The 23,730-nt window shown below is 70.0% G+C and carries 27 protein-coding genes and 1 tRNA gene; 8 read left to right on the top strand and 20 right to left on the bottom strand.

Translation table 11 applies throughout. From position 1 onward, the window contains the following. Positions 1 to 13: 13 nt before the first annotated feature. Both ACFWGZ_RS01270 and ACFWGZ_RS01265 read right to left on the bottom strand, forming a co-directional pair. Positions 14 to 949 carry a DUF5926 family protein gene (locus tag ACFWGZ_RS01270; RefSeq protein ID WP_382449432.1) on the bottom strand — a complete coding sequence of 312 codons (936 nt, stop codon included), beginning with the start codon at positions 947 to 949 and terminating at the stop codon, positions 14 to 16. Positions 950 to 975: 26 nt separating this feature from the next. Continuing rightward, entirely contained in the window at positions 976 to 1,716 is a 741-nt protein-coding gene (locus tag ACFWGZ_RS01265; protein WP_382449431.1) for a glycerophosphodiester phosphodiesterase family protein, read from the bottom strand. Between the two features lie 90 nt (positions 1,717 to 1,806). Here ACFWGZ_RS01265 and ACFWGZ_RS01260 point away from each other — a divergent pair, with 90 nt between their 5' ends. Next, a complete protein-coding gene (locus ACFWGZ_RS01260; protein WP_382449430.1) occupies positions 1,807 to 2,991 on the top strand; it encodes a cytochrome P450 in 1,185 nt (394 codons plus the stop codon). Here the strand turns inward: ACFWGZ_RS01260 and ACFWGZ_RS01255 are convergent. The 13 genes from ACFWGZ_RS01255 to ACFWGZ_RS01195 all read right to left on the bottom strand — a co-directional run bounded on the left by ACFWGZ_RS01255 (position 2,988) and on the right by ACFWGZ_RS01195 (position 14,103). Next, complete coding sequence (locus tag ACFWGZ_RS01255; RefSeq protein ID WP_382449429.1) at positions 2,988 to 3,950, bottom strand: glycerophosphodiester phosphodiesterase; 963 nt, start codon at positions 3,948 to 3,950, stop codon at positions 2,988 to 2,990. The two genes, ACFWGZ_RS01260 and ACFWGZ_RS01255, sit on opposite strands and share 4 nt — an antisense overlap. A 23-nt stretch (positions 3,951 to 3,973) precedes the next feature. Continuing rightward, positions 3,974 to 4,159 carry a DUF397 domain-containing protein gene (locus ACFWGZ_RS01250; protein ID WP_382449428.1) on the bottom strand — a complete coding sequence of 62 codons (186 nt, stop codon included), beginning with the start codon at positions 4,157 to 4,159 and terminating at the stop codon, positions 3,974 to 3,976. Positions 4,160 to 4,173: 14 nt separating this feature from the next. Then, complete coding sequence (locus ACFWGZ_RS01245; protein WP_382449427.1) at positions 4,174 to 4,986, bottom strand: Scr1 family TA system antitoxin-like transcriptional regulator; 813 nt, start codon at positions 4,984 to 4,986, stop codon at positions 4,174 to 4,176. A 74-nt stretch (positions 4,987 to 5,060) separates the two neighbouring features. Further along, the gene (locus ACFWGZ_RS01240; protein WP_382449426.1) at positions 5,061 to 5,966 is read right to left on the bottom strand and encodes a DUF4328 domain-containing protein; all 906 of its coding nucleotides are present in this window, start codon (positions 5,964 to 5,966) and stop codon (positions 5,061 to 5,063) included. Between the two features lie 2 nt (positions 5,967 to 5,968). Next, positions 5,969 to 6,307, bottom strand: a complete 339-nt coding sequence (locus ACFWGZ_RS01235) for a rhodanese-like domain-containing protein (RefSeq protein WP_382449425.1) — start codon at positions 6,305 to 6,307, stop codon at positions 5,969 to 5,971. Between the two features lie 57 nt (positions 6,308 to 6,364). Beyond that, positions 6,365 to 7,261: a hypothetical protein gene (locus tag ACFWGZ_RS01230; protein ID WP_382449424.1), complete on the bottom strand. Its 897-nt coding sequence runs from the start codon at positions 7,259 to 7,261 to the stop codon at positions 6,365 to 6,367. Continuing rightward, positions 7,258 to 7,752, bottom strand: a complete 495-nt coding sequence (locus ACFWGZ_RS01225) for a SigE family RNA polymerase sigma factor (RefSeq protein WP_382449423.1) — start codon at positions 7,750 to 7,752, stop codon at positions 7,258 to 7,260. Before ACFWGZ_RS01225 ends, ACFWGZ_RS01230 begins: the two co-directional genes overlap by 4 nt. Before the next feature lie 119 nt (positions 7,753 to 7,871). Further along, on the bottom strand, positions 7,872 to 9,482 hold the full coding sequence (locus tag ACFWGZ_RS01220; protein WP_382449422.1) for a cation acetate symporter: 1,611 nt from the start codon (positions 9,480 to 9,482) through the stop codon (positions 7,872 to 7,874). After that, entirely contained in the window at positions 9,479 to 9,829 is a 351-nt protein-coding gene (locus ACFWGZ_RS01215) for a DUF485 domain-containing protein (protein ID WP_382449421.1), read from the bottom strand. Before ACFWGZ_RS01215 ends, ACFWGZ_RS01220 begins: the two co-directional genes overlap by 4 nt. Positions 9,830 to 10,086: 257 nt before the next feature. Continuing rightward, positions 10,087 to 11,886 carry a cation acetate symporter gene (locus tag ACFWGZ_RS01210; RefSeq protein WP_382449420.1) on the bottom strand — a complete coding sequence of 600 codons (1,800 nt, stop codon included), beginning with the start codon at positions 11,884 to 11,886 and terminating at the stop codon, positions 10,087 to 10,089. A gap of 1 nt (position 11,887) precedes the next feature. Continuing rightward, positions 11,888 to 12,316, bottom strand: coding sequence for a hypothetical protein (locus ACFWGZ_RS01205; protein ID WP_382449419.1), 429 nt, complete (start codon positions 12,314 to 12,316; stop codon positions 11,888 to 11,890). After that, entirely contained in the window at positions 12,313 to 13,170 is an 858-nt protein-coding gene (locus ACFWGZ_RS01200; RefSeq protein WP_382449418.1) for a LytR/AlgR family response regulator transcription factor, read from the bottom strand. Before ACFWGZ_RS01200 ends, ACFWGZ_RS01205 begins: the two co-directional genes overlap by 4 nt. Positions 13,171 to 13,242: 72 nt before the next feature. Further along, positions 13,243 to 14,103: a S49 family peptidase gene (locus ACFWGZ_RS01195; protein WP_382449417.1), complete on the bottom strand. Its 861-nt coding sequence runs from the start codon at positions 14,101 to 14,103 to the stop codon at positions 13,243 to 13,245. Positions 14,104 to 14,194: 91 nt separating this feature from the next. Between ACFWGZ_RS01195 and ACFWGZ_RS01190 the strand changes: the two genes are divergently transcribed. Next, complete coding sequence (locus ACFWGZ_RS01190) at positions 14,195 to 14,362, top strand: hypothetical protein (protein ID WP_177220854.1); 168 nt, start codon at positions 14,195 to 14,197, stop codon at positions 14,360 to 14,362. Positions 14,363 to 14,664: 302 nt separating this feature from the next. Here ACFWGZ_RS01190 and ACFWGZ_RS01185 read toward each other — a convergent pair whose 3' ends face one another. After that, positions 14,665 to 15,927, bottom strand: coding sequence for a histidine kinase (locus ACFWGZ_RS01185; protein WP_382449416.1), 1,263 nt, complete (start codon positions 15,925 to 15,927; stop codon positions 14,665 to 14,667). Positions 15,928 to 16,037: 110 nt separating this feature from the next. On the opposite strand from ACFWGZ_RS01185, the gene ACFWGZ_RS01180 reads away from it, so the two are divergent. From ACFWGZ_RS01180 to ACFWGZ_RS01170, 3 genes are read left to right on the top strand one after another with little or no spacing between them, the layout of a single operon-like run. Further along, positions 16,038 to 16,745 (top strand): (Fe-S)-binding protein, encoded by a 708-nt coding sequence (locus ACFWGZ_RS01180; protein WP_382449478.1) that lies wholly within the window; start codon positions 16,038 to 16,040, stop codon positions 16,743 to 16,745. Beyond that, the gene (locus ACFWGZ_RS01175) at positions 16,727 to 18,145 is read left to right on the top strand and encodes a LutB/LldF family L-lactate oxidation iron-sulfur protein (RefSeq protein WP_382449415.1); all 1,419 of its coding nucleotides are present in this window, start codon (positions 16,727 to 16,729) and stop codon (positions 18,143 to 18,145) included. Before ACFWGZ_RS01180 ends, ACFWGZ_RS01175 begins: the two co-directional genes overlap by 19 nt. After that, positions 18,138 to 18,716, top strand: a complete 579-nt coding sequence (locus ACFWGZ_RS01170; RefSeq protein WP_382449414.1) for a lactate utilization protein C — start codon at positions 18,138 to 18,140, stop codon at positions 18,714 to 18,716. The genes ACFWGZ_RS01175 and ACFWGZ_RS01170 overlap by 8 nt, the downstream gene beginning before the upstream one ends. Here the strand turns inward: ACFWGZ_RS01170 and ACFWGZ_RS01165 are convergent. From ACFWGZ_RS01165 to ACFWGZ_RS01155, 3 genes are all read right to left on the bottom strand, one after another. Continuing rightward, positions 18,709 to 19,575: an Fpg/Nei family DNA glycosylase gene (locus tag ACFWGZ_RS01165; protein WP_382449413.1), complete on the bottom strand. Its 867-nt coding sequence runs from the start codon at positions 19,573 to 19,575 to the stop codon at positions 18,709 to 18,711. The two genes, ACFWGZ_RS01170 and ACFWGZ_RS01165, sit on opposite strands and share 8 nt — an antisense overlap. Positions 19,576 to 19,590: 15 nt before the next feature. Then, positions 19,591 to 20,028 carry a DUF983 domain-containing protein gene (locus ACFWGZ_RS01160; RefSeq protein WP_382449412.1) on the bottom strand — a complete coding sequence of 146 codons (438 nt, stop codon included), beginning with the start codon at positions 20,026 to 20,028 and terminating at the stop codon, positions 19,591 to 19,593. Between the two features lie 94 nt (positions 20,029 to 20,122). After that, positions 20,123 to 21,445 (bottom strand): sigma-70 family RNA polymerase sigma factor, encoded by a 1,323-nt coding sequence (locus ACFWGZ_RS01155; RefSeq protein ID WP_382449411.1) that lies wholly within the window; start codon positions 21,443 to 21,445, stop codon positions 20,123 to 20,125. A 159-nt stretch (positions 21,446 to 21,604) separates the two neighbouring features. Between ACFWGZ_RS01155 and ACFWGZ_RS01150 the strand changes: the two genes are divergently transcribed. The 3 genes from ACFWGZ_RS01150 to ACFWGZ_RS01140 all read left to right on the top strand — a co-directional run bounded on the left by ACFWGZ_RS01150 (position 21,605) and on the right by ACFWGZ_RS01140 (position 22,735). Further along, positions 21,605 to 22,003, top strand: coding sequence for a hypothetical protein (locus ACFWGZ_RS01150; RefSeq protein WP_382419063.1), 399 nt, complete (start codon positions 21,605 to 21,607; stop codon positions 22,001 to 22,003). A 32-nt stretch (positions 22,004 to 22,035) separates the two neighbouring features. After that, positions 22,036 to 22,111: transfer RNA gene (locus ACFWGZ_RS01145), tRNA-Gly, on the top strand. Positions 22,112 to 22,306: 195 nt separating this feature from the next. After that, on the top strand, positions 22,307 to 22,735 hold the full coding sequence (locus tag ACFWGZ_RS01140; RefSeq protein WP_382449410.1) for an OsmC family peroxiredoxin: 429 nt from the start codon (positions 22,307 to 22,309) through the stop codon (positions 22,733 to 22,735). Here ACFWGZ_RS01140 and ACFWGZ_RS01135 read toward each other — a convergent pair. Continuing rightward, complete coding sequence (locus ACFWGZ_RS01135) at positions 22,710 to 23,468, bottom strand: cytochrome P450 (protein WP_382449409.1); 759 nt, start codon at positions 23,466 to 23,468, stop codon at positions 22,710 to 22,712. The genes ACFWGZ_RS01140 and ACFWGZ_RS01135 overlap by 26 nt on opposite strands. Positions 23,469 to 23,730 lie beyond the last annotated feature (262 nt).

The following is a 23,730-nucleotide window of genomic DNA, read 5'->3' as shown; positions in this document are numbered from 1 at the left end:
GTCGTCCGGGCACTCAGCGCAGCGTGATCTGCCGACCGCGCAGGCCCTCGCGGGCGCGGCGCTCGGCGTCGGTGAGCTGCTCGTCCGAGGCCAGGGCCTCCAGCAGGCGCTTGCCCAGCGCCTCGGCCGGGTCGGCCCACTCGCGGGCGTGCATCTCCCGGTCGAGGTCCCACACCGGCACCAGCAGGCCGTGCGCGCGGAACGACCCGGCGTAGCGCGAGCCCTCGCCCAGGTCCAGCTCGCCGCGGGCGGCCAGGCGGGCCATCGCCGACAGCAGCTTCTCCTCGGGCTCCGGGCGCACCCAGCGCAGGTGTGCCTTGTCGCCCGCGTCGACCCAGTAGGCGGCCTTCACGCCGGGCGCGTCGAGGCGCTCGGTCGGCAGGATCGCGGCGTTCGCGCGCTCGAGCGACAGGGCCACGTCACCGGTGGGCTCGGTGCCCTCCGGCATCCACCAGATGAAGTCGGTGTGCAGCGTCGGCACGATCTCGGCCTCGGGGTCGAGCAGGTCCTGCAGGCGGCCGGGGTTCTCGCCGTTGTCGGGACCGACGACCGCGAGCACCTCACCGGTGCCTGCCCGCTGCGCCCACTGCAGCGCCCGCGCCAGGTCGCGGCTGATGTCACCGGAGCGCGTCTGCACCTGCAGGCCGACGAACGGGACGTCGTCGCCGCGGATCAGACCGGCGGCGGCCATCGGCAGCACGGTGGCGAGCGTGACCTCGCGGCCGTCCTTGACCGGCAGCTTCGCGACGGCGGACGGCACGAACTCGCGCAGTGCGATCAGCTCGCACTCGGCGGCCAGGCCCTCGAACGGCCGGGACACGATCACGTCGGTCGCGCCGCCGGGAGCGCCGTGGCAGGCCTTGTAGCGCTTGCCGGAGCCGCACGGGCAGGGCTGCTTCGGGTTGATCCCGTCCTTCGGTGCGTCCTTGACCGCGGTCCGCTTGGCCACCTTGGCCCTCCTCGTGCTCAGGCGTGTCAGGTGGCCAAGTTAGCCGTCAGCAGGCGGCGGGTGTTCGCCGGGGCGTTCGTCGCGAGGTAGCGGACACCCAGGTCACGGCACAAGGCGACGTCCTCGGCCCGGTCCACCGTCCACACGTACGTTTCGTGGCCCGCGCGCCTCGCCCGATCGACGTAACCGGGGTCGGCGCGCAGCGCGTGCACACCGGGCCCGGTGTAGTCGGCGAACGACGGCAGCGCGCCGCCGCGGTACCGGCCGAGGCGGTCGAGCAGCAGCACCGTGCGGATGTCCGGCGCCTGGTCCCGGAACGCCTTCACGGCCGTCGGCGAGAACGACATCATGACGATCTGGCTGTCGAGCCGGTGCCTCTCCAGCGCCTCGACGAGCTTGCGTTCGACCTCGTTGCGGTACCGGACGGGGTGCTTGGTCTCGACGAAGAGCTGCACGTTCGTGCCCTTGACCAGGTCCAGCAGGTCGTCGAGCACCAGCAGGCCGGCCTTCTGGCCGTGGCGGTGCCAGCTGCCGTAATCGTGCTTGCGGAGTTCTTCGAGCGAGAGCGCGCTGACCGTGCCACGGCCGTTGGACGTGCGCGTGAGCGTGCGGTCGTGCACACACACGATCTCGCCGTCACGTGATAGGCGGATGTCGCACTCCAGTCCGTCCGCTCCCTCTTTCAGGGCGAGTTCGTATGCCCCGATCGTGTGTTCGGGCCGGTCGATGGAGGCGCCGCGGTGCGCGACGATCGAAGGCAGCTGCACGACTCCGAACGATAGTTGCCGCGCAACAATTTGAGTCATCAATCAAATTGACGTGGACGAAACGCGGATCGCGACTTACCGTCCCGCCTTGTGACGTTCGACCAGCGCGATCCCGCGTTCATCGCCGACCCGTACCCGGCCTTCGCGGCCCTGCGCGAAGCCGGTGAGGTGCACCACCACGAGCAGATGGGCGTCGCCGTCGCCGTCTCGCACGCCGCGTGCTCCGCGGTCCTGCGCCACCGCTCGCTCGGCCGGATCTGGTCGGACGTGAAGCCGGTCGAGCAGTTCATGGCGTTCAACCTCCTGCACCGCAACTCGCTGCTGGAGAACGAACCGCCCACGCACACCCGCCTGCGCCGCCTGGTCGCCGCCGCGTTCGGCCGCGGCCACGTCGAACGCCTGCGCCCGTGGGTGGCCGACCTCGCCGACCGCCTGGTCGACGACCTGGTCGCGGACATCAAGGACGGGGGCAGCGCGGACCTGCTCGCCCACGTCGCCGCGCCGCTGCCGGTCGAGGTGATCGCGGAGCTGCTGGGCGTGCCCGGCCCCGACCGCCACCTGCTGCAACCGTGGTCGAACGCCATCGTGAAGATGTACGAGTACGGCCTGCCCGCCGAGCAGCAGGCCAAGGCCGAGCAGGCCGCCGCGGAGTTCGTCGCCTACCTGCGCGAACTGGTCGCGCTGCGCCGCGTCTCGCCCGGCACGGACCTGGTCTCCGACCTCGTCGCCGTGACCGACACGGACGGCGCCAGACTCACCGAGGACGAACTCGTCGCCACAGCCGTGCTGCTGCTGATGGCAGGCCACGAGGCCACGGTCAACGTCATCGGCAACGGCGTCTACGCGCTCATGCAGCACCGCTCGCAGTGGGAGCGCCTCTCCCCCGAACTGATGCCGACGGCCGTCGAGGAACTGATCCGCTACGACTCGCCGTTGCAGCTCTTCGAACGCACCGCCACCGAACGCGTCGAGATCGCGGGCCACGTCGTCGAGCCGGGCGAGAAGATCGCCGCCCTGCTCGGCGCCGCCGCCCGCGACCCGCTGGTCTTCGAGAACCCGGACGTCCTCGACATCGGCCGCGAGAAGAACCAGCACCTCGGCTTCGGCATGGGCATCCACTACTGCCTCGGCGCCCCGCTGGCCCGCATCGAGGTGGAGGCCGCGCTGTCGTCGCTGCACCGCAAGCTCCCCGGCGCCGTGCTGGCCGAGGAACCCGGCCGCCGCGCGGAGTTCGTGATCCGCGGCCTGCACTCGCTGCCGCTGGGCAGCGACTAGGGGTAGCGCTTCGGGAGCGCGAACCCGCGTTCCCGCAGGACGGTGCGCAGCCGGTCCGGGTAGTCGGTGATCAGGCCGTCGACCCCGGTGTCGATCACCTCGTGCATCCGCGGCACCTCGTCCACGGTCCACGGCACGACGGCGAGCCCCTGCCGGTGGGCGTCGGCGACCAGGTCCTTCGTGGTCATCGTGTGCACCGGCGACAACGCCCTGGCGCCGAACGACTTCACGGCCTTCGCCACGCTGCCGCCGAAGTCGGCGAGCTCGAGCCCGCCGGTCCACGGCGACCCGGGCTGGAGCATCTCCGGCTGGGTCAGCGCCACCAGCGGGATCCGCGGCTCGACCTGGCGCAGGCGCATCAGCGTGCCCCAGTCGAACGACTGGATCGTCACGTTGCGCAGGAACCCGGACCGCCGGATCTCCCCGACCGCCCGCTGCACGAACTGCTCGCGCGGCGCGGTCTCGTGCGGCGCGGCGGCCTCGACCTTGGTCTCGACGTTGAACCGGACACCCCACGCCCTCCGCTGGCGCACCAGGTCGAACAGCTCGGCCAGCGTGGGCATGCGGGCTCCCGGCGACAGCTCCTGGTCCGGGTACTGCGACCACCGCGTGCTGCCGCAGTCGAGCGTGCGGACCTGCGCGAACGTCAGGTCCTTCACGTACTTGCCGGCGTAGGGGAACTCCGGGTCGCCTTCGAACGCCGGCGTCGTGTCGAGGCACTTCGCCGGGTTGGTCTTGCGGTCGTGGGTGATGACCTCACGGCCGTCCCTGGTGATCTGGAGGTCGAGCTCCAGCGTGGTGACGCCGAGCGCGAGCGCCTTGCCGAACGCCTTGAGCGTGCTCTCGACCGTCAGCCCGATGCCGCCGCGGTGGGCCTGGAGGTCGAACGTCCTGGGGTGCGCTTGGGCGGCACCTGGTGCGAGCAACGCGATCACCAGGGCCCCGACGAGTGTCCGCATCCCCCCAACCTGGCAGCCGCGGGTCAGGCCTGGAAGCCCCTCCGGAAGAACGCCCACTGAACAGCCGAGAACACGAGCGTCGCGCCGTCCGGGTTCTTGGAGTCGCGCACGCCGACGGAGGAGCCCGCGAACGCGACCTCGACGCAGGCGGAGTTGTTGCCACCGCTGCTCCGGCTGCTCTTGCGCCACTCCACCCCAGAGAAGTCCACAGTGGACACCGCTTTCACTCGGCGAGGATCCGCTCGATCAGTGCGACCGACTCCTCGGGGCTGAGCGCCTCCGCGGCCAGTCGCTCGAAGACCAGGTTAGCTCCATGCACCTGCTCGGAGTCCTCGATGTGGATCGACCCCCCGGTGCCGTACTCGACGTAGAACACCTCGGGATCCTCCGGATCGGGGAAGTCCAGGATGATGAACGAGCCGGCCATCGCGATGTGCAGCGTCGAGGTGAGGACCTGGATCTTCACCGTCGACAGGGCGGCTGCCTCCACGAGGTGGCGGAGCTGTCCCCGCATGATCTCGGGTTCCCCCACCAGCCTGTGCAGCGCGTGCTCATCGATGATCACGTGGAGGAAGAGCGGGGTGTCCTCGCTCGTCAGCCGCCGCTGCCGGATGCGCCGGACCTCGATCTGGTTCTCGACCGCGTTCCCGTGCGTGGCGAACAGTGCGCGCATGTAGTCCGGCGTCTGCAGCAGGCCCGGGATCAGTGCCAGCGCGAACTCCCGGACCGTCGCTGCCTCGGTCTCGACGTCGAGATAGCCGTGGTCCTTGATGCCGAAGGGTGTCCACCAGCCACGTCTGGCCGCATCGCGGATCTCGTCCAGCAGGTCGGGGTCGTACGCGTCGTAGACGTCCATCACCGAACGCCCGAAGTGCACGTCGACCCGGGTCTCGCCCGCCTCGATGCGGTAGAGGGCCTGGACGTCCTTGTCGAGGGCCTGCGCGGCCTCCTGGATGTTCATCCGGGCGTGCAGGCGCAGTTTCCGGAGCTTCTTGGCCAGCTTGCGGCGTCGGAAGGGCGGGTGGCGCTTGCGCATGCCTCGATGATCACGATGGAAATCCTCGAAGTGAGAATCTCACGATCTTTCACGCGATCGAGCTACCGGACGAGCTACCGGGGCGACCCCGAAACCCGCACCGCGCGCAGCGGCGGCTCGGGGGCGTCCTTCACCTCGACCACCCGCAGCAGCCGCACCGAGGCGGCGTCGACGGGCAGCAGCAGGGTCGTGATGCGGCGGACCACCAGGGCCGTGACGACGGCGACCGCGGCCAGGACCAGGTCGCTGACCGCGTGCAGCAGCACCCCGTCGGCCTGGGCCTGGGTGCTGTCGCGGAACGACCACAGGACCTGCACCACGAACAGCAGCGCCGAGGTCACCCACAGGCCCCACCACCAGCGCAGGAGCTTGGACGGCCGGGGGCGTTCGGTGGCCGGGCGGCGGGCGACCGCGTGTTCCAGCTCGGCCAGCACCGAGCCGGGGACGACGAGGTTCATGCCGGGCACGACCAGGCCCACCAGGGCCTCGGTGTCGGAGCGGGACGGGCCGTAGCCCGCGAGGGTCGCGGCGACGTTGCGGGTGCGGCGCACCCACAGCAGCATCAGGACCAGCGACAGCGCGCAGCCCGTGATGGTGATCGCCGAGGACGACACGACCAGCGCGTCCGACGCGCTCACCACGCCGGCCGACAGCGCGCCGAAGCGGCTCAGGGCGACCAGCACGTAGCGCCAGATCTCCGAGAACGCGCCCCACACGGCCACGAAGCCGAGCAGCCACAGCGAGTTCTGCGCGGTGCGGCCCAGGCGGCGCACGCCGTCGACCGAGTCGGCCTGTTCGACGGTGCCGGGCACCGCGGTCGGCCAGCGCCACGCGAGCAGCGGGAAGCCCCAGCGCGGCGGGACCGGGTAGTTCGGCGGGCCGCCGTAGCGCAGCCGCTGCGTCCGGTTCCGCGGCTGCGGGTACGCACCGGGCGGCGGGGTCGCCACCCAGTCCACGCGCATCGGCTGCAGCGGCTGCACGGTCAGATGACCTCGGGGTCGGCGCCGCCGGTGCCGCCCTCGAGCGGCCGGCCCGCGGCGTCCCAGTGCTGCATGCCGCCCTCGACGTTGACGGCCTCCCAGCCGTTCTGGTTGAGGTACTGGGTCACGCGGGCGGAGCGGCCGCCGGCACGGCACACGACGTAGAGCTGCACGTCGTTCGGCACCTCGCCGAGCCGGCCCGCGATCTCGCTCATCGGGATGTGCAGCGCGCCGGGCGCATGGCCCGCGTCCCACTCGTCCTGCTCGCGCACGTCCAGCAGGACGGCGCCCTCGGGCAGCACGGCGGGGACGTCGGCGATCTCCACGCTTGGAACAGTCACCCCCGAATGGTCCCATGCCGGAGGTTGCACCGACGTGAACCTCCGGCACGGGTCACCTCAGCCCACCTCCGCGAAGACGGGACCGAGCCTCGAGAACTGCTCGTCGGACAGCGGCAGCGTCGGACGCCCCTGGCCGGTGCGGCGGGGCGCACCGGGGTTCTTCGGGTCGTCGGCCACGTAGTCGGGGCTGCCGAAGTTGCGCAGTTCGACCTGCAGCAGCGTGTTGTCGCTCCGGTACACCCGCAACGCCTGCACCAGCGACTGGAACGGTTCGAACGGCCGGACGCCGTGCAGCTGCACGACCGAGCCGGCGAGCTCGAGCCGCTGGGCCGGCCGGCAGTCACCGGTCTCCCACAGCGCCGCGTCGGCGGCCACCCGCGGGTCGCCGGCGAACCTGCCCGCGGTGATCCGGATGCTGCCGGTTCCGCGGGAGTCGGACACGTCGGCCTCGTAGGCGGTGTGGTACCTGTTCGGCGTCGCGGCGCCGATGGTGACCTCGGGCAGCGCCTTGCGCGCCTGGTCGAGCCAGGCGGCGACCGGTTCGGGCTCGAACACCACCGCGCCCAGGTCCAGGTTCTCCGGTCGCAGCGACGGCGTGATGTCGCACAGCGGGATGTCGACCACGGGCCGGCCCGCCGGTGGAGCCGCACTGGCCGCGGGCGACCACGTCCTGTACGGGACCCGCGGCGGCGTGTCGACCCGCGGCCACCCCAGCGCGTGCTCCACGGTGGCCGGTCCGTAGTCCGGTGCGTCCGCCGGGGTGGGCGGGGCGGCGTGGTTCAGCGTGGTGGCGCCGACGCCGATCCCGGCGACCACCGCGAACACGCCGAGCACCGCTCCCGCCCGCTGGGCGAGCACGCGGCGCCGTCCTCGTTTCAGGACCACGTCCAGCGTGGTCGTGGGTGGTGGCGCGGAGACGTCGAGAGCTCCGCGCAGCTCGTCTTCGATGTTCATCGGGCACTCTCCGAGTTGATCGGTTCGCCGTACGCCTCGCGGAGCGCCGCCAAACCCCTGGCTGTCTGACTTTTGACGTTGCCGACCGAACAGCCCAGCTCAGCGGCCGTCTGCTCGATGGACAGGTCGTGCACGAACCGCAGCACGAGCGTCGCCCGCTGCTTCGGCCCCACCTGCTGCAGTGCCGCGTTCAGCCGGGCGTCGGGGTCGGTGAAACCACCGGCCACGCCGTGGTCCGGCAGGTCGGCGACAGCGCGTTCGCGGTCGCGGCCGCGCCTCCTGCTGTCGATGAAGGCACGCGTCAGGATGGTGCGGACGTAGGCCTCCGCCGTCTCCCGCCTGATGCCCGGCCACTTCGCGTACGCCTTCACGAACGCGTTCTGCGCGAGCTCTTCCGCCTCCGACCAGTCGCCGCACAGCGCGTACGCCGTGCGGCGGGCCCAGTCGAACCTGCTCGCGAAGAACTCCGAGAACTCCTCGTCCCGTCGCACTCCGGTCCCCCATGCCTTCGCCGCCTTCGCGTTCATTACGCGAGCGGCGCGACCAGGGTTGCACGCACGAAGAACGGGCCGCCCCTCGTGAGGGACGGCCCGTTTCCGTGCTTTCCGGACTAGTGCGCGATCGCCTTCTCGGCGCCCGCACCGGTGAGGGAGCGGACCTCCATCTCGGCCTGCTTGGCGGGGTCGGCCTTGTCCTTCGAGAGGATCGTGCCGATGTAGCCCAGCAGGAACGCGACGGGGATCGAGACGATGCCGGGGTTCGACAGCGGGAACAGGTCGAAGTCGGCGTTCTTGAACATCGAGGTCGGCGTGCCGGAGACGGCCGGCGACAGGATGATCAGGGTGATCGTCACGAGCAGGCCGCCGTAGATGCTCCACAGCGCGCCCGAGGTGTTGAAGCGCTTCCAGAACAGCGAGTACAGGATCGTCGGCAGGTTCGCCGAGGCCGCGACCGCGAAGGCCAGTGCCACGAGGAACGCGATGTTCTGGCCGTTGGCGATGATACCGCCGCCGATCGAGACCAGGCCGATGACGATCGCGGTGATGCGGGCGACCTTGACCTCGTCGGTCTTGTCCTCGGCGTCGCCGTTCCCGTTCTCCTTGCCCTTCTTGATGATGTTGGCGTAGATGTCGTGCGCGAACGACGCCGACGCCGTGATCGTCAGACCGGCCACGACCGCGAGGATCGTCGCGAAGGCGACGGCCGCGATCAGGCCGAGCAGGATCGGGCCACCCAGTTCCAGCGCGAGCAGCGGGGCGGCCGAGTTGGCCTTGCCGGGAGCCGCGTTGATCTTGTCCGGACCCACGAGCGCGCCGGCGCCGTAGCCCAGGACCAGGGTGAACAGGTAGAAGATGCCGATCAGCCAGATCGCCCACACGACCGAGCGACGGGCTTCCTTCGCCGTCGGCACGGTGTAGAAGCGCATCAGGATGTGCGGCAGGCCCGCGGTGCCGAGCACCAGGGCGAGCGCCAGCGAGAGGAAGTCCAGCTTGCTGGTGCCGGTCTTGCCGTACTGCAGGCCGGGGCCGAGCAGCTTCTCGCCCGCCTTCGGGGCGGCGTCGACCGCGGCACCGAGCAGGGACGAGAGGTTGAAGCCGTACTTGCCGAGCACCCAGACGGTCATGATGCCCGCACCGGCGATCAGCAGGACGGCCTTGATGATCTGCACCCAGGTGGTGCCCTTCATGCCGCCGATGAGGACGTAGGCGATCATCAGGGCGCCGACGACGGCGATGACCAGGGCCTGGCCGCCGGTGCCGGTGATGCCGAGCAGCAGGGCGACGAGGCCGCCCGCACCGGCCATCTGGGCCAGCAGGTAGAAGAACGAGACCGCCATCGTCGACGTGGCGGCGGCCGCGCGGACCGGGCGCTGGCGCATCCGGAAGCTCAGCACGTCGCCCATCGTGTACTTGCCGGTGTTGCGCAGCAGCTCCGCGACCAGGAGCAGCGCGACGAGCCACGCCACCAGGAAGCCGATCGAGTACAGGAAGCCGTCGTAGCCGTTGAGGGCGATGGCGCCCGCGATGCCGAGGAACGACGCGGCCGACAGGTAGTCGCCGGCGATCGCGATGCCGTTCTGCGGGCCCGTGAAGGCGCGGCCGGCGGCGAGGTAGTCGGCAGCGGTCTTGGTGTTGCGGCTCGCCCGGACGACCACGACGAGCGTGATCAGGACGAAGACACCGAAGATGCTGATGTTGAGGATCGGGCTGGACTCGTTCACTTGCCGTCTCCCTCGATCTCGTTGCGGAGCTTCTCCGCGAGCGGGTCGAGGTTCTTGTTCGCGTGCCGCACGTACAGCGTCGTGATGAGGAACGTCGACACGAACTGCAGCAGGCCGAAGATGAGCCCGACGTTGATGTTGCCGAACACCTTGGTGGACATGAAGTCGTGCGCGTAGTCCGCGAGCAGCACGTACAGCAGGTACCACGCGAGGAAGAGGCCGGAGACGGGGAAGACGAACCTGCGGAGCCGGCGCTTCAGCTCGGTGAAGTCGTCACTTGCTTGGACGTCGGCCCACCGTTGTGCGTCCGGGGCCGACTCGGACGGGGTGTGTTCAACGCTGCTCACAGGCCCCTCCTCGCGGTACTCGTCGTAGGTGTCAGCAACGTGACGTGCACGTAATGCCTCCTGGTGCGGTCCGTTCTTGGTCGAGAACCGTATGGAGACTTGAGTCACTCAGGTAAGAGTCCGTTCGGGCCGTTGCGCTCAGCAGTCGGGTGATGCGACGAACGGTCGGTATGCGTAGACGAACAGCACTCTGGGTGACCAGATTCACCGTTCACCGATTCGAGTGACCGTTTTCACCCATTTGAAACGGTGCTAACTCACCGTGCGCGATCGGTTCCCCTGCGCTTGTCCTCGGCCATGCGGGCCTTCTCCTCGGCGGTCCCGAACCGGGCGATGTCGCGGTCGCGGATGAAGCCGAGGGGGTCGGGGGCGTGCAGGCGCAGCAGGATCTGGCTGACGTCCGCGGGCACGCGCCGGGGGGTCGCCTTGCTGACGACGATCATCGTCGCGAACGCCAGCGGCACCGTGATCAGCGCCGGCTGGGTGATGAACGCGGGCGCCCAGCGGCCCGTGAAGGAGCTGACGACGCTCACGGCCTGGGCCGTGATGACCAGGCCGCCGCCGACCACGAGCCCGCACACCGCGCCCACCCACGTGAGCCCGCGCCACCAGATCCCGAGGACCAGGAGCGGGCAGAACGTCGACGCGGCCAGCGCGAAGGACATCGCCACCGTCAGCGACGCGTCGGAGCGCGGGAGCACCGTGGCGAGGCAGATCGCGACGATGCCGGTAAACGCGGTCGCCCACCGGAAGTCGCGGACCTTGCCCGGCAGGATGTCCGTCGAGACCACCCCGGCGACCGACACCACGAGGCCCGACGAGGTCGACAGGAACGCCGCGAACGCACCGGCGGCGACGATCGCGCCGAGGATCTGGCCGCCCAGGTTCGGCAGCATCGTCTCCGGCAGCATCAGCACCGCCACGTCGGTCTTGCCGTTCACGAGCAGCTGCGGCAGGTAGAGCCGGGACAGCACGCCGAGCACCGTCGGGAAGAGGTAGAAGAGCCCGAGCAGGTAGAGCACGTGCAGCGCCGTGCGGCGGGCCGCCTTGCCGTCCGGGTTGGTGTAGAAGCGCACCAGGACGTGCGGCAGGCCCATCGTGCCGAGGAACGTCGCGAAGATCAGCGAGTACGTCCTGATCAGCTCGGACAGGCCGCCGGTCTGCGGGTGCGTCCAGTCGAAGTTCGTCGTCGGCGACCCCTCGACCACCGGCACCGGGCTGCCCGCGTCGAACTCCAGGACGGTGCCGGGAGCCACCTCGTAGAGACCGCGGGTCCAGTACACCGGGCCGTCGACGTCGGCGCCGTCGATCCTGCCGTCCGCCCGCAGCATCAGCGGCTCGTCGACGCGGACCTTGACGAGCTGCTCGGCCACGGTGATCTTCGCGGCCTCCGGGAACCGGACCGCGCCGTTCTCGCTGATCGGCTGCGTGCCGCGGTCGGGCGAGGCGAGGAACACGACGAAGAGCACGAACGTGGGCGCGGCGATCGCGAAGAGCTTGCCCCAGTACTGGAACGCCTGCACGAGCGTGATCGCCCGCATGCCGCCGCCGAGCACGTTGACCACCACGATGGCCGTGACGATCAGGCCGCCGAGCTCCGCGGGCAGCCCGGTGATGGTGGTCAGCGTGAGGCCCGCGGACTGCAGCTGCGGCACCAGGTACAGCACGCCGATGCAGACCACGAAGAACGTGCTGAAGTGCCGCACGTTCACCGACCCCAGCCGCGCCTCGGCGAAGTCAGGCAGCGTGTACGCGCCGGACCGGCGCAGCGGCGCGGCCACGAACAGCAGCAGCGCGAGGTAGCCGGCGGTGAAGCCGACCGGGTACCAGAGCGCGTCGACGCCGTCCTTGAGCACGAGCCCGGCCACGCCGAGGAACGACGCGGCGGACAGGTACTCGCCGGAGATCGCGGCGGCGTTGCGGCTGGCGGGGATCGCCCTGCGCGCCACCAGGAAGTCCGGCGTGGTGTTGGCCTTGCGGGACCCGACGTACCCGAGCAGGAACGTCACGCCCGCGACGAGCACGATGGCGCTGAGGCTCCAGATGGTGGCGTTCACGTCAGCGGTCGACCATGTTCACGAAGTCGCGCTCGTGCCTCTCGGCCTGTCTGCGGAACACCCACCCGACGCAGTAGAGGACGGGGAACGGCGCGAGACCGAGCACGAGCCAGGGGACGGGGATGCCGAGCACCAGCAGGTCCCCGATCTCGGGGAACGCGAAGAAGGCGATCGGCAGCAGGCACATCCCGATCAGGACCGCGAACGCGAGCCCGAACGCGGACCTCAGCTGCTGCCGGATGAGGTCGCGGACCAGCTTCTCGCCGACGCTGGTCTGCTCCTCCAGCTCGATGATCGTGCGCAGCGCCTTGCCGCGCGTCTTGGTGGAGTCGGCGAGCACGACCCTGCGCCTGCGCGGCTTGCGCGCCTGCTCACCGAGCCAGGCCTCGCGGGCGGCCTGCTCGGGCTTTCCCGCGTCGTGCCTGCTCACCAGCCGCTCTTCGGCGGTCGCACGATCCGTTCCTTGAGCTCCTTGGTGTGCCGGCGGCTCACCGGGAGTTCCTTCGCGCCCTCACCGGTGCCGATGACGACCGCGTAGCCGTTCGCCGTCATCCGCAGCTCGCTCACCAAAGGCAGCGCGACCAGGTACGAGCGGTGGATGCGCACGAACCCCGCGTTGGCCCACCGCTCCTCGAGCTGGGCGAGCGGGATGCGCACGAGGTGGCTGCCGTCCTGGGTGTGCAGGCGGGCGTAGTCGCCCTGCGCCTCGACGTACCGCACGGTCGCGCGCGGCACGAGCTTGATGGTGCCGCCGAGCTCGACGGGGATGACCTCGTCGTCGGTCGGTTCGGCGGGGTTCTGCGCGGTGGCCGCGCTCTGGGCGGCCGGTGCCGCCGTGCGCCCCACCCGGTCCGCGACCCGCGAGATCGCCTTGAGGACGCGCTCCTCGTTGATCGGCTTGTTGATGAAGTCGAGCGCGCCGACGTCGAACGCCGTGACGAGCGCGTCGCGTTCCTCCACGCCCGTCACGAAGACGAGCGCGGGCGGGTAGCGGAAGGCGCTGAGCACCCGTGCGAGATCCATGCCGGACAGGCCGGGCATGTTGATGTCGGCGAACACCGCGTCGACCGGCGGCAGGCCGGCCTTGGTCCTCGCCATGACCTCCTGCTCGTAGTCACCCCTCAGGATGCGCAGCGCCTCGGCGGCGTCGAAGGCCGTGAGGACGCGCCGGATGTGAGGGCTGCTCTCGAGCAGGAACTTGATCTCGCTCAGGCCGGGAGCCTCGTCATCGACTGCGAGGACGAGGAGACCGGCGTTGTCTTGGGTACTCACTGTGTCGGGCATCTTGCCCACCAATGTGCGGTCGTGTCTACGCCGGGGCAGGGCTCGACACGCCCTGCGAAACCGAACTGATGCTCACAGCCCGAATCGGGACCAGCGAGCACGTTCCTCGACGCTCGCCAGCACCTGTGCCACGAGATCGCCCGATCGGGTGGAAGTACTTGCCAGGCCGAGCTTCGCCAGCAACGGCTTGCGCGGCTCCGCGACCGTCAGCTCCGCGTCCGGGAACCGCTTCGCGATGACGCTGCGGATCGTCCCGATGCCGTCCACCAGACCGAGTTCCACGGCCTTGCTGCCGGTCCACACCTCACCGCTGAAGAGGTCGGTGCCGTCCTTGAGCTTGGCGCCGCGGCGTTCGGTGACCCACTCCTTGAACTGCTCGTGCAGGTCGGCGTGCAGCCCCTTGAGCCACTCGACGTCCTCGGGCTTCTCGGCCTGGAACGGGTCGAGCCGCACCTTGTTCTCCCCGGCCGTGTAGACGCGGCGTTCGACGCCCGCCTTGTCCAGCAGGCCGTTGAGCCCGAACCCGGCGCTCACCACACCGATGGACCCCACGAGACTCGTGCCGTGCGCGTAGATCTCGTCACCCGCGCACGCCAGCCAGTAACCACCCGAGGCCGCCACGTCCTCGCAGAACGCGAGCACCGGCACGTGCTTCTTGGTGGCGAGCTCCCGGATCCGCTCGGCGATGAGCGCCGACTGCGTGGGCGCGCCACCGGGCGAGTTGATGAGCAGAGCCACGGCGATCAGCCGCTCGTTGTCGAACGCGCGGTTGATCGCCGACTCGACGTTCTGGAGGTTGATCGTGTTGCGGGCGACCGGCGAGGACTGCGGGGTGATGACCCCGTGCAACCGCACCGCGGCGACGACCGGCGGCCGCTCGCCCCGGTCCATGACCCTCGGAAGACGGGCCGCGATCTTGTCCGTGACGCTCATGTGCTCGACAGTACGTGCGTTTCGCGGTCACGCGGGGTCGAGATGGTCCGAGGTTGCTCCCGCGTGACCTTGGACACGTATGGTTCGGCAGGTGACGTTCAACCCGATCCGCTGGCTGGAACGCTACGTCGAGTGGTGGGACGACCGGGGCCGGCAAAACGCCGCCGGTCCCACGCCGATGCACATCTACTGGATGTGGGTCAGCTGGGGGGTCTGCGCCGTCGTGCTGATCACGACCCTGGCGGTGGCAGCGCGCTGAACGGCGGCGTTGCTCAGCACTTGCAGCTGGAAAGACCTTTGGCGGTGCACTTGATGCAGACGCGGACACGTTCGGGTGCCTGTGGTTCGTGCATTGACTTCGCCCTCACTCGCGGCCGGCACCTGGTGTTTCAAGCACCGGCTCCTGCTTGGTCACCACCACAATCGGCAGCTTGCTCACACGGGTTGAGCCATGGTTGCGCACGCAAGTTGACTCGCGACTCAGGTTGGGATTGCACAGGCGCGCGTTGCCGTTCCGAGGTGAGGTGAAACCACACGTCCGGGGCCTGCGGAGGGGTTCGGTCAGGCCCGGATCGCCGGCTGCTCGTTCGTCATCGGCTCGTCCGTCAGCTGCGTCCCGATGTTCAGGTTCGGCAGCACGTTCCGCGCGAACTTCGGCACGTTCAGGATCACCTTCGTGCCTGCGTTGGGCGCCGTCTCCACCACGAGTGCGTACTCGGCGCCGAACACGGTCCGCATGCGGTCGTTGATGTTGCCGATGCCGACGTGCGCGCCGGTCTGGTGCGCGTCCTTGATGTCGTCGAGGCGCTCGGGGTCCATGCCGACGCCGTCGTCCTCGACGCTGATCAGGGCCTCGTTGCCGTTGTCCTCGGCGGTGATCGTGAGCATGCCGCCGCCCGGCTTCTTCGCCAGGCCGTGCCGCACCGCGTTCTCGACCAGCGGTTGCAGCACCAGGAACGGGAGCACGACCTGGAGCACCTCGGGGGCGATGCGCAGGCGGACGTTCAGCCGGGAGCCGTAGCGCGCCTGTTCGATGGTCAGGTAGCGGTGGATGTTCGTCAGCTCGTCGGCCAGGGTCGTGAAGAGGCCGTCGGTGCGGAACGAGTAGCGCGTGAACTCCGCGAACTCCTGCAGCAGCTCGCGGGCGTGCGCCGGGTCGGTGCGGATCAGCGACGAGATGGTGTTCAGGGCGTTGTAGACGAAGTGCGGGGAGATCTGCGCGCGCAGCGCCTTCACCTCGGCCTGGGCCAGGGCCTGCCGCTGCTTCTGGACGACCTCGAGCTCGAGCTGGGTCGAGACGAAGCGGGCCGTTTCCTCGGCCATGCGGACCTGGCGCTTCGAGGCCACGCCGTAGACGACGATCAGCGTGCCGGTGACGTTGCCCTCGACGACCAGCGGCACGACCACGACGCTGTGCAGGGAGCACGGGCCCTGGAGCTCGCAGCCGAGCTTGCGGTGGTCGACGTGTTCCTTGTGGCAGCTGGTGATGGCCCGGGCCACCGTGTCGTTCAGATACTCGCAGTGGTCGTTGGCGCCGCCGTCCCACGACAGGACGGTGCCCTCCTCGTCGGTGATGGCGACCGCGACGCACCGCAGCATCTCGCGCAGGTGGGGTGTCGCCTTGTCGGCGGCCTCCTGGGTCAGGCCCGCGCGGAGGTCGCTCGACGCCTTGGACATGCGGTCGAGCATGTCCATCACAGCATCCTCGGCGGAGGTGCTGACTCGTCGAGCGCGGCACAGCATCACGAAGAGGCCCAGAACGGCCAGGGTCGCGATGACACCGAGCACGGCGCGCTCGGTCAACAGGTCGCCCACAGCGCACATGCTCTGCTGAGTGGACCTGCTTGGCAAGGGGCTCGCCTCCCGTACCCCCGGACGGTCCACTGCCACGGGTAGACATCCGATGAATTTGGGGAGAGGGTGTGCTGGTGAAAGTGGCCCTGTTCGCGACCTGCCTGACCGACACGTTCTTCCCGTCGACGGCTCGTGCGGTGGTGCGTCTGCTGGAGAGGCTCGGCTGCGAGGTCGACTTCCCCCTCGACCAGACGTGCTGCGGCCAGATGCACTTCAACACCGGCTACCGGGAGCAGGCCAAGCCGTTGGCCCGCAAGTACACCGACGTCTTCCGGGACTACGACCACGTGGTTGCGCCATCCGGGTCATGCGCGGGCATGGTCAGGGAGATCCACCCCACGCTCGGTGAGGCGCCGCCGCGCACGTTCGAGCTCGCCGAGTTCCTCGTGGACGTGCTCGGCGTGACGGACGTCGGAGCGTGGTTCCCCCACCGCGTCACCTACCACCCCACGTGCCACTCGTTGCGCATGCTCGGCGTCGGCGACAAACCGCTGGCGCTGCTCAGGGCCGTGAAGGCACTCGATCTGGTGGAGCTGCCGGACTCGACGCACTGCTGCGGCTTCGGCGGCACGTTCGCGGTGAAGAACGCCGAGACGTCCACGGCGATGCTCGCGGACAAGATGACGTGCGTGCTCTCCACCGGCGCGGAGGTGCTGTGTGCGGGCGACAACTCGTGCCTCATGCACATCGGCGGCGGCCTCTCGCGGCTGCGCGCGGGTGTGCGGCCGGTGCACCTGGCCGAGATCCTGGCTTCGACGGAGGAGGACCCGTGGCGCGCAACCCCGTGACGTGGCTGGGCAGCCCGACGTTCCCGAAGGCCGCCCACGAGGCGCTCGCCGACACCCAACTGCGGCAGAACCTGCGCAAGGCCACCGGCACGATCCGCGGTCGCCGGGCGGCGGCGGTCGCCGAGATGACCGACTGGGAGCAGCTGCGGGTCGCCGGCGAGCAGATCAAGAACGACGTCCTGGCCCGCCTCGACACGCTCCTGCTGCAACTCGAGGAGTCGGTCACGGCCAGGGGCGGCGTCGTCCACTGGGCGCGCGACGCCGAGGAGGCGAACCGGATCGTCCTCGGCCTCTGCAAGGCCGAGAACACCTCGGAGGTCGTCAAGGTCAAGTCCATGGCCACGGCCGAGATCGGGCTGAACGAGGCCCTCGAAGCCGGTGGCGTGCAGGCGATCGAGACCGACCTCGCCGAGCTGATCGTGCAGCTCGGCGAGGACCGGCCGTCGCACATCCTGGTGCCCGCGATCCACCGCAACCGCTCGGAGATCCGCGAGATCTTCCAGCGCCGCATGGGTGTCGAGGTGTCCGACGAACCGGCCGACCTCGCCGAGGCGGCCCGCACCTACCTGCGGCAGAAGTTCCTCTCCACGAAGGTCGCGATCTCCGGCGCGAACTTCGCCGTCGCCGACACCGGGTCGATCGTGGTGCTGGAGTCCGAGGGCAACGGCCGCATGTGCCTGACGCTGCCGGACACCCTGATCACGGTGATGGGCATCGAGAAGCTCGTGCCCACGTGGCAGGACCTCGAAGTCTTCCTGCAACTGCTGCCGCGCTCCTCGACCGCGGAACGCATGAACCCGTACACGAGCGTCTGGACCGGTGTGACCCCCGGCGACGGCCCGCAGCGGTTCCACCTCGTGCTGATCGACAACGGCCGCACCGCGACGCTGCAGGACTCCGTGGGGCGCCAGGCACTCCGCTGCATCCGGTGCAGTGCGTGCCTCAACGTGTGCCCGGTCTACGAACGCACCGGCGGCCAGTCGTACGGCTCGGTCTACCCCGGCCCGATCGGCGCGATCCTGACGCCGCAGCTGGTCGGCGACATGCACGACCCGCAGGCGGCCTCGCTCCCCTTCGCCTCGTCGCTGTGCGGCGCGTGCTTCGAGGTCTGCCCGGTGCGGATCGACATCCCGTCGGTCCTCACGCACCTGCGCGCCGAAGCAGTGGAAGCCAAGGGGCGCACCGCGGAGTCGATCGCGATGGCGGCCGCCGCGTGGGTGTTCCAGGACGCCTCCCGCTACGAGAAGGCGCAGAAAGCCGGTTCCCTGGCCCGTTTCCTCGCGAAGGACGGGCGCATCACGTCGTTGCCGTGGCCGGGCTCGAGGTGGACGTCGTCGCGCGACGTGCCCGCGCCGCCCGCCGAGTCGTTCCGCGCCTGGTGGAGGAACAACCGTGGCTAGCGCCAAAGAAGAGATCCTGGCCCGCATCCGGGGTGCACGCGTCCCGCCGGCGGCACCGGTCGTCCGCGGCTACCACCGCGAGGGGTCCGGTGACGTCGAGCTGTTCGCCGAACGGGTCGCGGACTACCGCGCGATCGTGCACACGGTCACGGACGTGCCCGCGGTCCTCGACCGCCTCCGGGGCAAGCGGATCGTCGTGCCGCAGGACGTTCCGGCGGAGTGGCTCGTCGACGGCGTCACGTGGTTGCGCGAACCGCTCACGATCGACGAGCTGGACCGGTCCGACGGCGTGCTGACCGGGTGTGCCGCGGCGATCGCGGACACCGGCACGATCGTGCTGGACGGCGGCGTGGCCCAGGGCCGGCGCGCGCTCACCCTGCTACCCGACCACCACCTGTGCGTGGTGCGCCGGGACCAGATCGCCGCGTCGGTGCCGGAAGCGTTGCAGCGATTGGAACCGACGCGTCCGCTGACGTTCATCAGCGGCCCGTCGGCGACGAGCGACATCGAGCTCAACCGGGTGGAGGGCGTGCACGGCCCCCGCACCCTGGAGGTCCTGATCGTCACTTGAGCAGGCGCGACAACCGGCGGTCGGCCAGCGGCTTGCCGCCGGTCTGGCACGTCGGGCAGTACTGGAACGCCTTGTCCGCGAACGACACCTCACGAACCGTGTCGCCGCACACGGGACACGGCAGCCCGGTGCGCGCGTGCACCCGCAACCCCGACCGCTTCTCGCCCTTCAGCCGTGCGGCGTCCTGCCCCACGGACCGTGCGACGGCGTCCGTCAGCGTGGTGAGCATGGCCTCGTGCAACCGGTCGAGCTGCTCCTCGTCTAGCTTGCCCGTCGTCGCATACGGCGAGAGCCGGGCCATGTGCATGATCTCGTCGGAGTAGGCGTTGCCGATGCCCGCGATCAGGGTCTGGTCCGTGAGCGACGTCTTGAGCCGCTCGGTGCGCTTGGCGAACAGGTCCTCGAGCTGCGTGCGGGTGATCCCCAGCGCGTCGGGGCCCAGCCGCGCGATGCTCGCGATGGTCAGCGGGTCGCGGACGATCCACGCCGCGAGCCCCTTCTTCGTGCCGGCCTCGGTCAGGTCGAAGCCGGGGCCCTGGCCGGGCGGGCCGAGGTGCACGCGCAACGCGAGCGGGCCGCGGCCCTGCTTGGGCGGCGGTGCGGCCATGGTGTCCGCCCAGCGCAGCCAGCCGGCGCGGGCGAGGTGGACGACCAGGTGCAGGCCGTCGGCGACCTCCAGGTCGAGGTGCTTGCCGTGCCGGTGCGCGGCGACGACCTCCTGGCCGTGCAGCGCGGTCCACGGCGGGTCGAACGTCTTGAGCACCTGCAGCGAGGCGACGTCGACGCGGTGCACGGCACGGCCCACCGCGTTCTCGCGCAGGTGGTGGACCAGTGCTTCTACCTCGGGTAGCTCGGGCACCGGTCCAGTGTCGCATCAGTCGACGGGTTGCAACGGGCCTTCGACGTCGGGCAGCGAGTGCATCTCGATCGTCCTGGCGACCCGCGACGCCTCCTGGCGCACCGCGAGGGGACCCCGGACCTGGCCGATCCACCGTTCGGGCGGCAGCTCGTCGGCCGTGGCCTTGCTCTCCGCGACCAGCGTGTGCGGGCGGCGCAGCGCCCAGCGGACCGGGAAGAACAGGAAGAGGAAGATCAGCGCGAGGATCAGCCACGCGGGGATGACGACCTGGGCGGGTGTCCAGGCGATCAGCACGACCACCATCACGACCAGCATGCCCGCCATCATGATGCCGGGCAGCGCACCACCGCTGACGTCGTGCTCGAAGTCGTCGGAAAGCACCGGGTTGCGCCACTCGACGCGGCTGTGGACCGTCCACATCCGCCCGTCCGCACCGCGCACCAGCCGTGTCATGTCCCCGTCTCCCACGCTCGGTCGGTCTTGGACAAACCGTACCTGGCGCAGGCCGAGCCTTGTGGGTGAACTCGCCCGGCCTTGATCGTCACCGTCAGTTCTGGACGGGTTCCGTGGGGTAGAGCGTGGCGGTCGTCTCGGTGGTCCACGGCGTGGAGCACGGCTTCGACGGCGGGGGCGACGAGCCGGACGTGGTGGCCTGCGTGTTCAGCGAGTTGATGTCCCGCGACGTCGTGACGACCGTGGGCTGGGCGGAGGAGGAGGGCGTCTCCACGACCTTCTCGGACCGCTCGACCGGCGGTTCCTCGTGCTGCTCGGAGGTCGGCTGCGCGGCGGACGACGTCGTCCTGCGCCCGGTCTCCTGCCGCGGCTGGCCGGCGGGCGCGACCACGTTCCCGTGCCCCTCCTGCTGCCGCTGGGGCTGCGGCGGCGGGACGACCGCGAACTCCTCGGCACGGCCGGAGCTCGACGTCCCCGACGACGTGTTCAGCGCGACCACCGCCGGGTTCTGGTCCGGCTCCAGCACCGCGGTCCCCGGCCCGGCGGTGAACACCGCCGCCATCGTCCCGACCAGGCCGACCGTCGCGACGCTCGCCGCCGCGAACGCCAGCTTGACCTTGGTGAGGAACACGTTCCCGGCGAACGCGAGCCCGAGCCCGGCCGGCACGACCAGGAACGCCGCGTTGGCCCGCAGCGTCGCGCAGACCTCGTTCAGCTCGGCGTGCAGCTGCGAGCAGGACGAGCAGGTGTCGAGGTGCGCGCCGATCCGGCGTTCCTCGACGCCCTGGACCCCGCCCGCGGTGTAGGTGCCGAGCTTCGCCCGGATCGCCGCGCACGACGAACGCCCGTCGTCGGCCGCGAGGTGAGCTTGCAGGTACGCCGCACGCAGCCCCTCGCGCGCACGGCGGGCCAACGCCGACATGGCGTTGGGCGAGAGTCCGAAGTGCGGTGCCACCGTGGCGGGGCGTTCGCCCTCCACCTCGACGCGCCACAGCACGACACGCCACCGCTCGGGCAGGCTCGAGAAGGCGCGGGTGATCAGGTTGTGCTCGACCCGGCGGTTCGCGTTGTCGCTGACCGGCTCGACGCGCCGGCCCAGCTCCTCGTCCTCGACGGGCACGTCCCGGCGGCGGCCGCTCCACTCCCACGCGACGCGGCGGGCGACGGTCAGCAGGTAGGTGCGCACGTGGTCGGTGGGACCACTGCCGCGGCGGATCGCCTGCAGCATGCGGAAGAACGCCTCCGCGGTGAGGTCGTCCGCCTCGGCGGCCTCCCGCACGTGCCTGAGAGAAAAACGGCGAATCGCGTCCGCATGCCGGGAGAACAGTTCGCCGTAGGCCGAGTCGTCTCCCTCGCGCACCCTGGCGAGCAGGTCCCGGTCGACCTCGTTCTCGTCGACCATCACGCGCTTCAACATGCCACAAGGGGCCAGACCTGCCCCGGGATGAGAACAGGTCGATATACAAGACCATCCGTTAGTAGTGGTCTGTTCAGCGCAACGCATCCGGTGACGAAGCGGTCACAGGTGGGCGTCGGGCGGTCGGCCGGAGAAGATCCAGCGACTATCGTCAGCCCCGTGGTGGACTGGCGAGAACGCGCCTCGGCACTCGTGCCGGAACTCCGTGCTGTCGCCGAGACCGAGGAGTGGTCCTGCCACGTCTTCTTCTCCGAGCTGTCGCAGCTGGCCCAGGAGGCGCACCGCGAGCAGGACGACGACGTGCTGCGCCGCGCGTACGGCTTCGCGCACTGGTGCTTCCACCAGCCGGAGCAGTTCCTGGAGAACGCCGCGCTGGTGAGCTTCTACGAGCACGTGTTCGACGACTGGGACCTCCGCGAGGAGGTGGCGGCCTGGCTGCCGGTCGACGTGCTGGCCAAGGTGCGGGCGCTGTGGGAGTGGCGGTGGCCGAAGGAGCAGTTGTCCGAGGTAGATCAACTGCTGGCCGGTTTGCAGCCCCCCGGTCGAGACGCCGTCTGAGCCTGTTGTATAGTTCTCTCCCGTAAGGCAGTGCGGATGTAGCGCAGTTGGTAGCGCATCACCTTGCCAAGGTGAGGGTCGCGAGTTCGAGTCTCGTCATCCGCTCCACTCGGGAAGGCCCGTGCTCATGGAGAGCACGGGCCTTTTCGTTTCGCCATGACTTTGGGGGACGACCCCCCAAGCCCCCCTTCTCCGCGGTGTTTCCCGGGCTCGTCGAGGTGATCTCCGGGCCCACCCGTGACAGGCTGGTCCCAGCCGCTCGCATCAACCTGATCGAGCTCGTTCGACAAGGACCCGGAGATCATGGCCATCACTCAGACGGCAAACGCGCACTGGGAAGGTTCCCTCGTCGAGGGCAAGGGCAACGTCGCCCTCTCCACCTCCAACAGCGGCAGCTTCGACATCGACTGGAAGGCGCGCGCCGAGGAGGCGGGGGGCAAGACCAGCCCCGAGGAGCTCATCGCGGCCGCGCACTCGGCCTGCTACTCGATGGCGCTCTCGCACGGCCTCACCGGTGCGGGCACGCCGCCCACCTCGATCGACACCAAGGCCGAGGTGAAGTTCCAGGCCGGTCAGGGCATCCTCGGGATCCACCTGACGGTGCGCGCCAGCGTGCCGGGGCTGTCCCAGGAGGACTTCGTCGCGGCCGCCGAGGGCGCCAAGGCGAACTGCCCGGTCTCCAAGGCGCTCGCGGCCGTCGAGAACATCACGCTGGACGCCGCCCTGGTCTGAACCGCAGTGCCGCGGGCCCGTGACTGATCAGGTGCCTGCGGTAGCGCACGTCGCCGGGCTGCTCGGCCACTTCGAACGAGCGGTCGAGCAGCTCTTCGGCGACGATCCGGCCCTCCAGGCGGGCCAGGCCCGCGCCCAGGCAGTAGTGCGGCCCGTGGCCGAAGCCCAGGTGGGCCGGCACCGACGGTCTGCCGGGGTCGAAGTCCCCGGTGAACACGCGCGGGTCGCGGTTGCCCGCCGCGTAGTCGAGGAAGAGGTGCTCGCCCTCCTCGATCCGCACGCCCGCCACCGTCACCGGGCACGTCGCGGTGCGGAAGAAGCCGGTGAACGGCGCGTCGAGCCGCACCACCTCCTCGACCACGCCGTCGAGCCGGCGTTCCCGCTCGTCGAGCCGCAGCAGCATGCTGGCCAGCAGGTTCGTGGTCGACTCGGTCCCGGCCACGATGACGGCGAGGCAGAGCGACAGCCGTTCCCGTTCGGAGAGCTGCCCGCCGCGGAACGCTTCCGACCGGGCGAAGTAGGCGCAGAACTCGTTCATCCCGGCGAAGTACGAGCCGAGGACCCGTTCGTCCACCTCCTCGCCGCTCGTCAGGTCCAGCACGGGCGCCATGAACTCTTGGAACAGCGGGAAGTCCCGTTCGGGCACGCCGAGCAGGTCGCCGATGACGCCCAGCGTGAGGGGCGCGGCGAACTCGCTGACGAAGTCCGCCTCGCCCGGAATCGAATCGAGCAACCCGCGGACCCGTTCCCGAATTGCACCAGCCAGGTGGCGCACGGCCGTTGGAGTGAATTTCTGGTTCGCCACCGCACGAATTCGCGCGTGTTTCGCGCCGTCCGCCGTGTTCACCGAAGACATCAGTTCCAACAATCGCCGCTGCTCCGGCGGCAACATCGCCGCCAGGGCCGCGAGCTGCGGACCTGACATGTCCCGGGAAGAGAACGTCGCCGGATCAGCGAGCACGGCACGCAGGTCGGAGTAAGCGACAACTCTTCGG

Origin of the sequence: Lentzea sp. NPDC060358, assembly GCF_042725365.1 — a bacterium.
Taxonomy (GTDB): Bacteria; Actinomycetota; Actinomycetes; order Mycobacteriales; family Pseudonocardiaceae; genus Lentzea.
The sequence above is the reverse complement of the archived record's forward strand: the minus strand, read 5'-3'. Positions and strand labels throughout refer to the sequence as shown.

Coding starts and splice junctions, on each gene's coding strand:
- ACFWGZ_RS01255 (WP_382449429.1), bottom strand. CDS start 3,950: ATGCGGACACTCGTCGGGGCCCTGGTGATCGCGTTGCTCGCACCAGGT.
- ACFWGZ_RS01245 (WP_382449427.1), bottom strand. CDS start 4,986: ATGCGCAAGCGCCACCCGCCCTTCCGACGCCGCAAGCTGGCCAAGAAG.
- ACFWGZ_RS01230 (WP_382449424.1), bottom strand. CDS start 7,261: ATGAACATCGAAGACGAGCTGCGCGGAGCTCTCGACGTCTCCGCGCCA.
- ACFWGZ_RS01200 (WP_382449418.1), bottom strand. CDS start 13,170: ATGCCCGACACAGTGAGTACCCAAGACAACGCCGGTCTCCTCGTCCTC.
- ACFWGZ_RS01195 (WP_382449417.1), bottom strand. CDS start 14,103: ATGAGCGTCACGGACAAGATCGCGGCCCGTCTTCCGAGGGTCATGGAC.
- ACFWGZ_RS01185 (WP_382449416.1), bottom strand. CDS start 15,927: ATGTGCGCTGTGGGCGACCTGTTGACCGAGCGCGCCGTGCTCGGTGTC.
- ACFWGZ_RS01160 (WP_382449412.1), bottom strand. CDS start 20,028: ATGACACGGCTGGTGCGCGGTGCGGACGGGCGGATGTGGACGGTCCAC.
- ACFWGZ_RS01155 (WP_382449411.1), bottom strand. CDS start 21,445: ATGTTGAAGCGCGTGATGGTCGACGAGAACGAGGTCGACCGGGACCTG.
- ACFWGZ_RS01140 (WP_382449410.1), top strand. CDS start 22,307: ATGGCCATCACTCAGACGGCAAACGCGCACTGGGAAGGTTCCCTCGTC.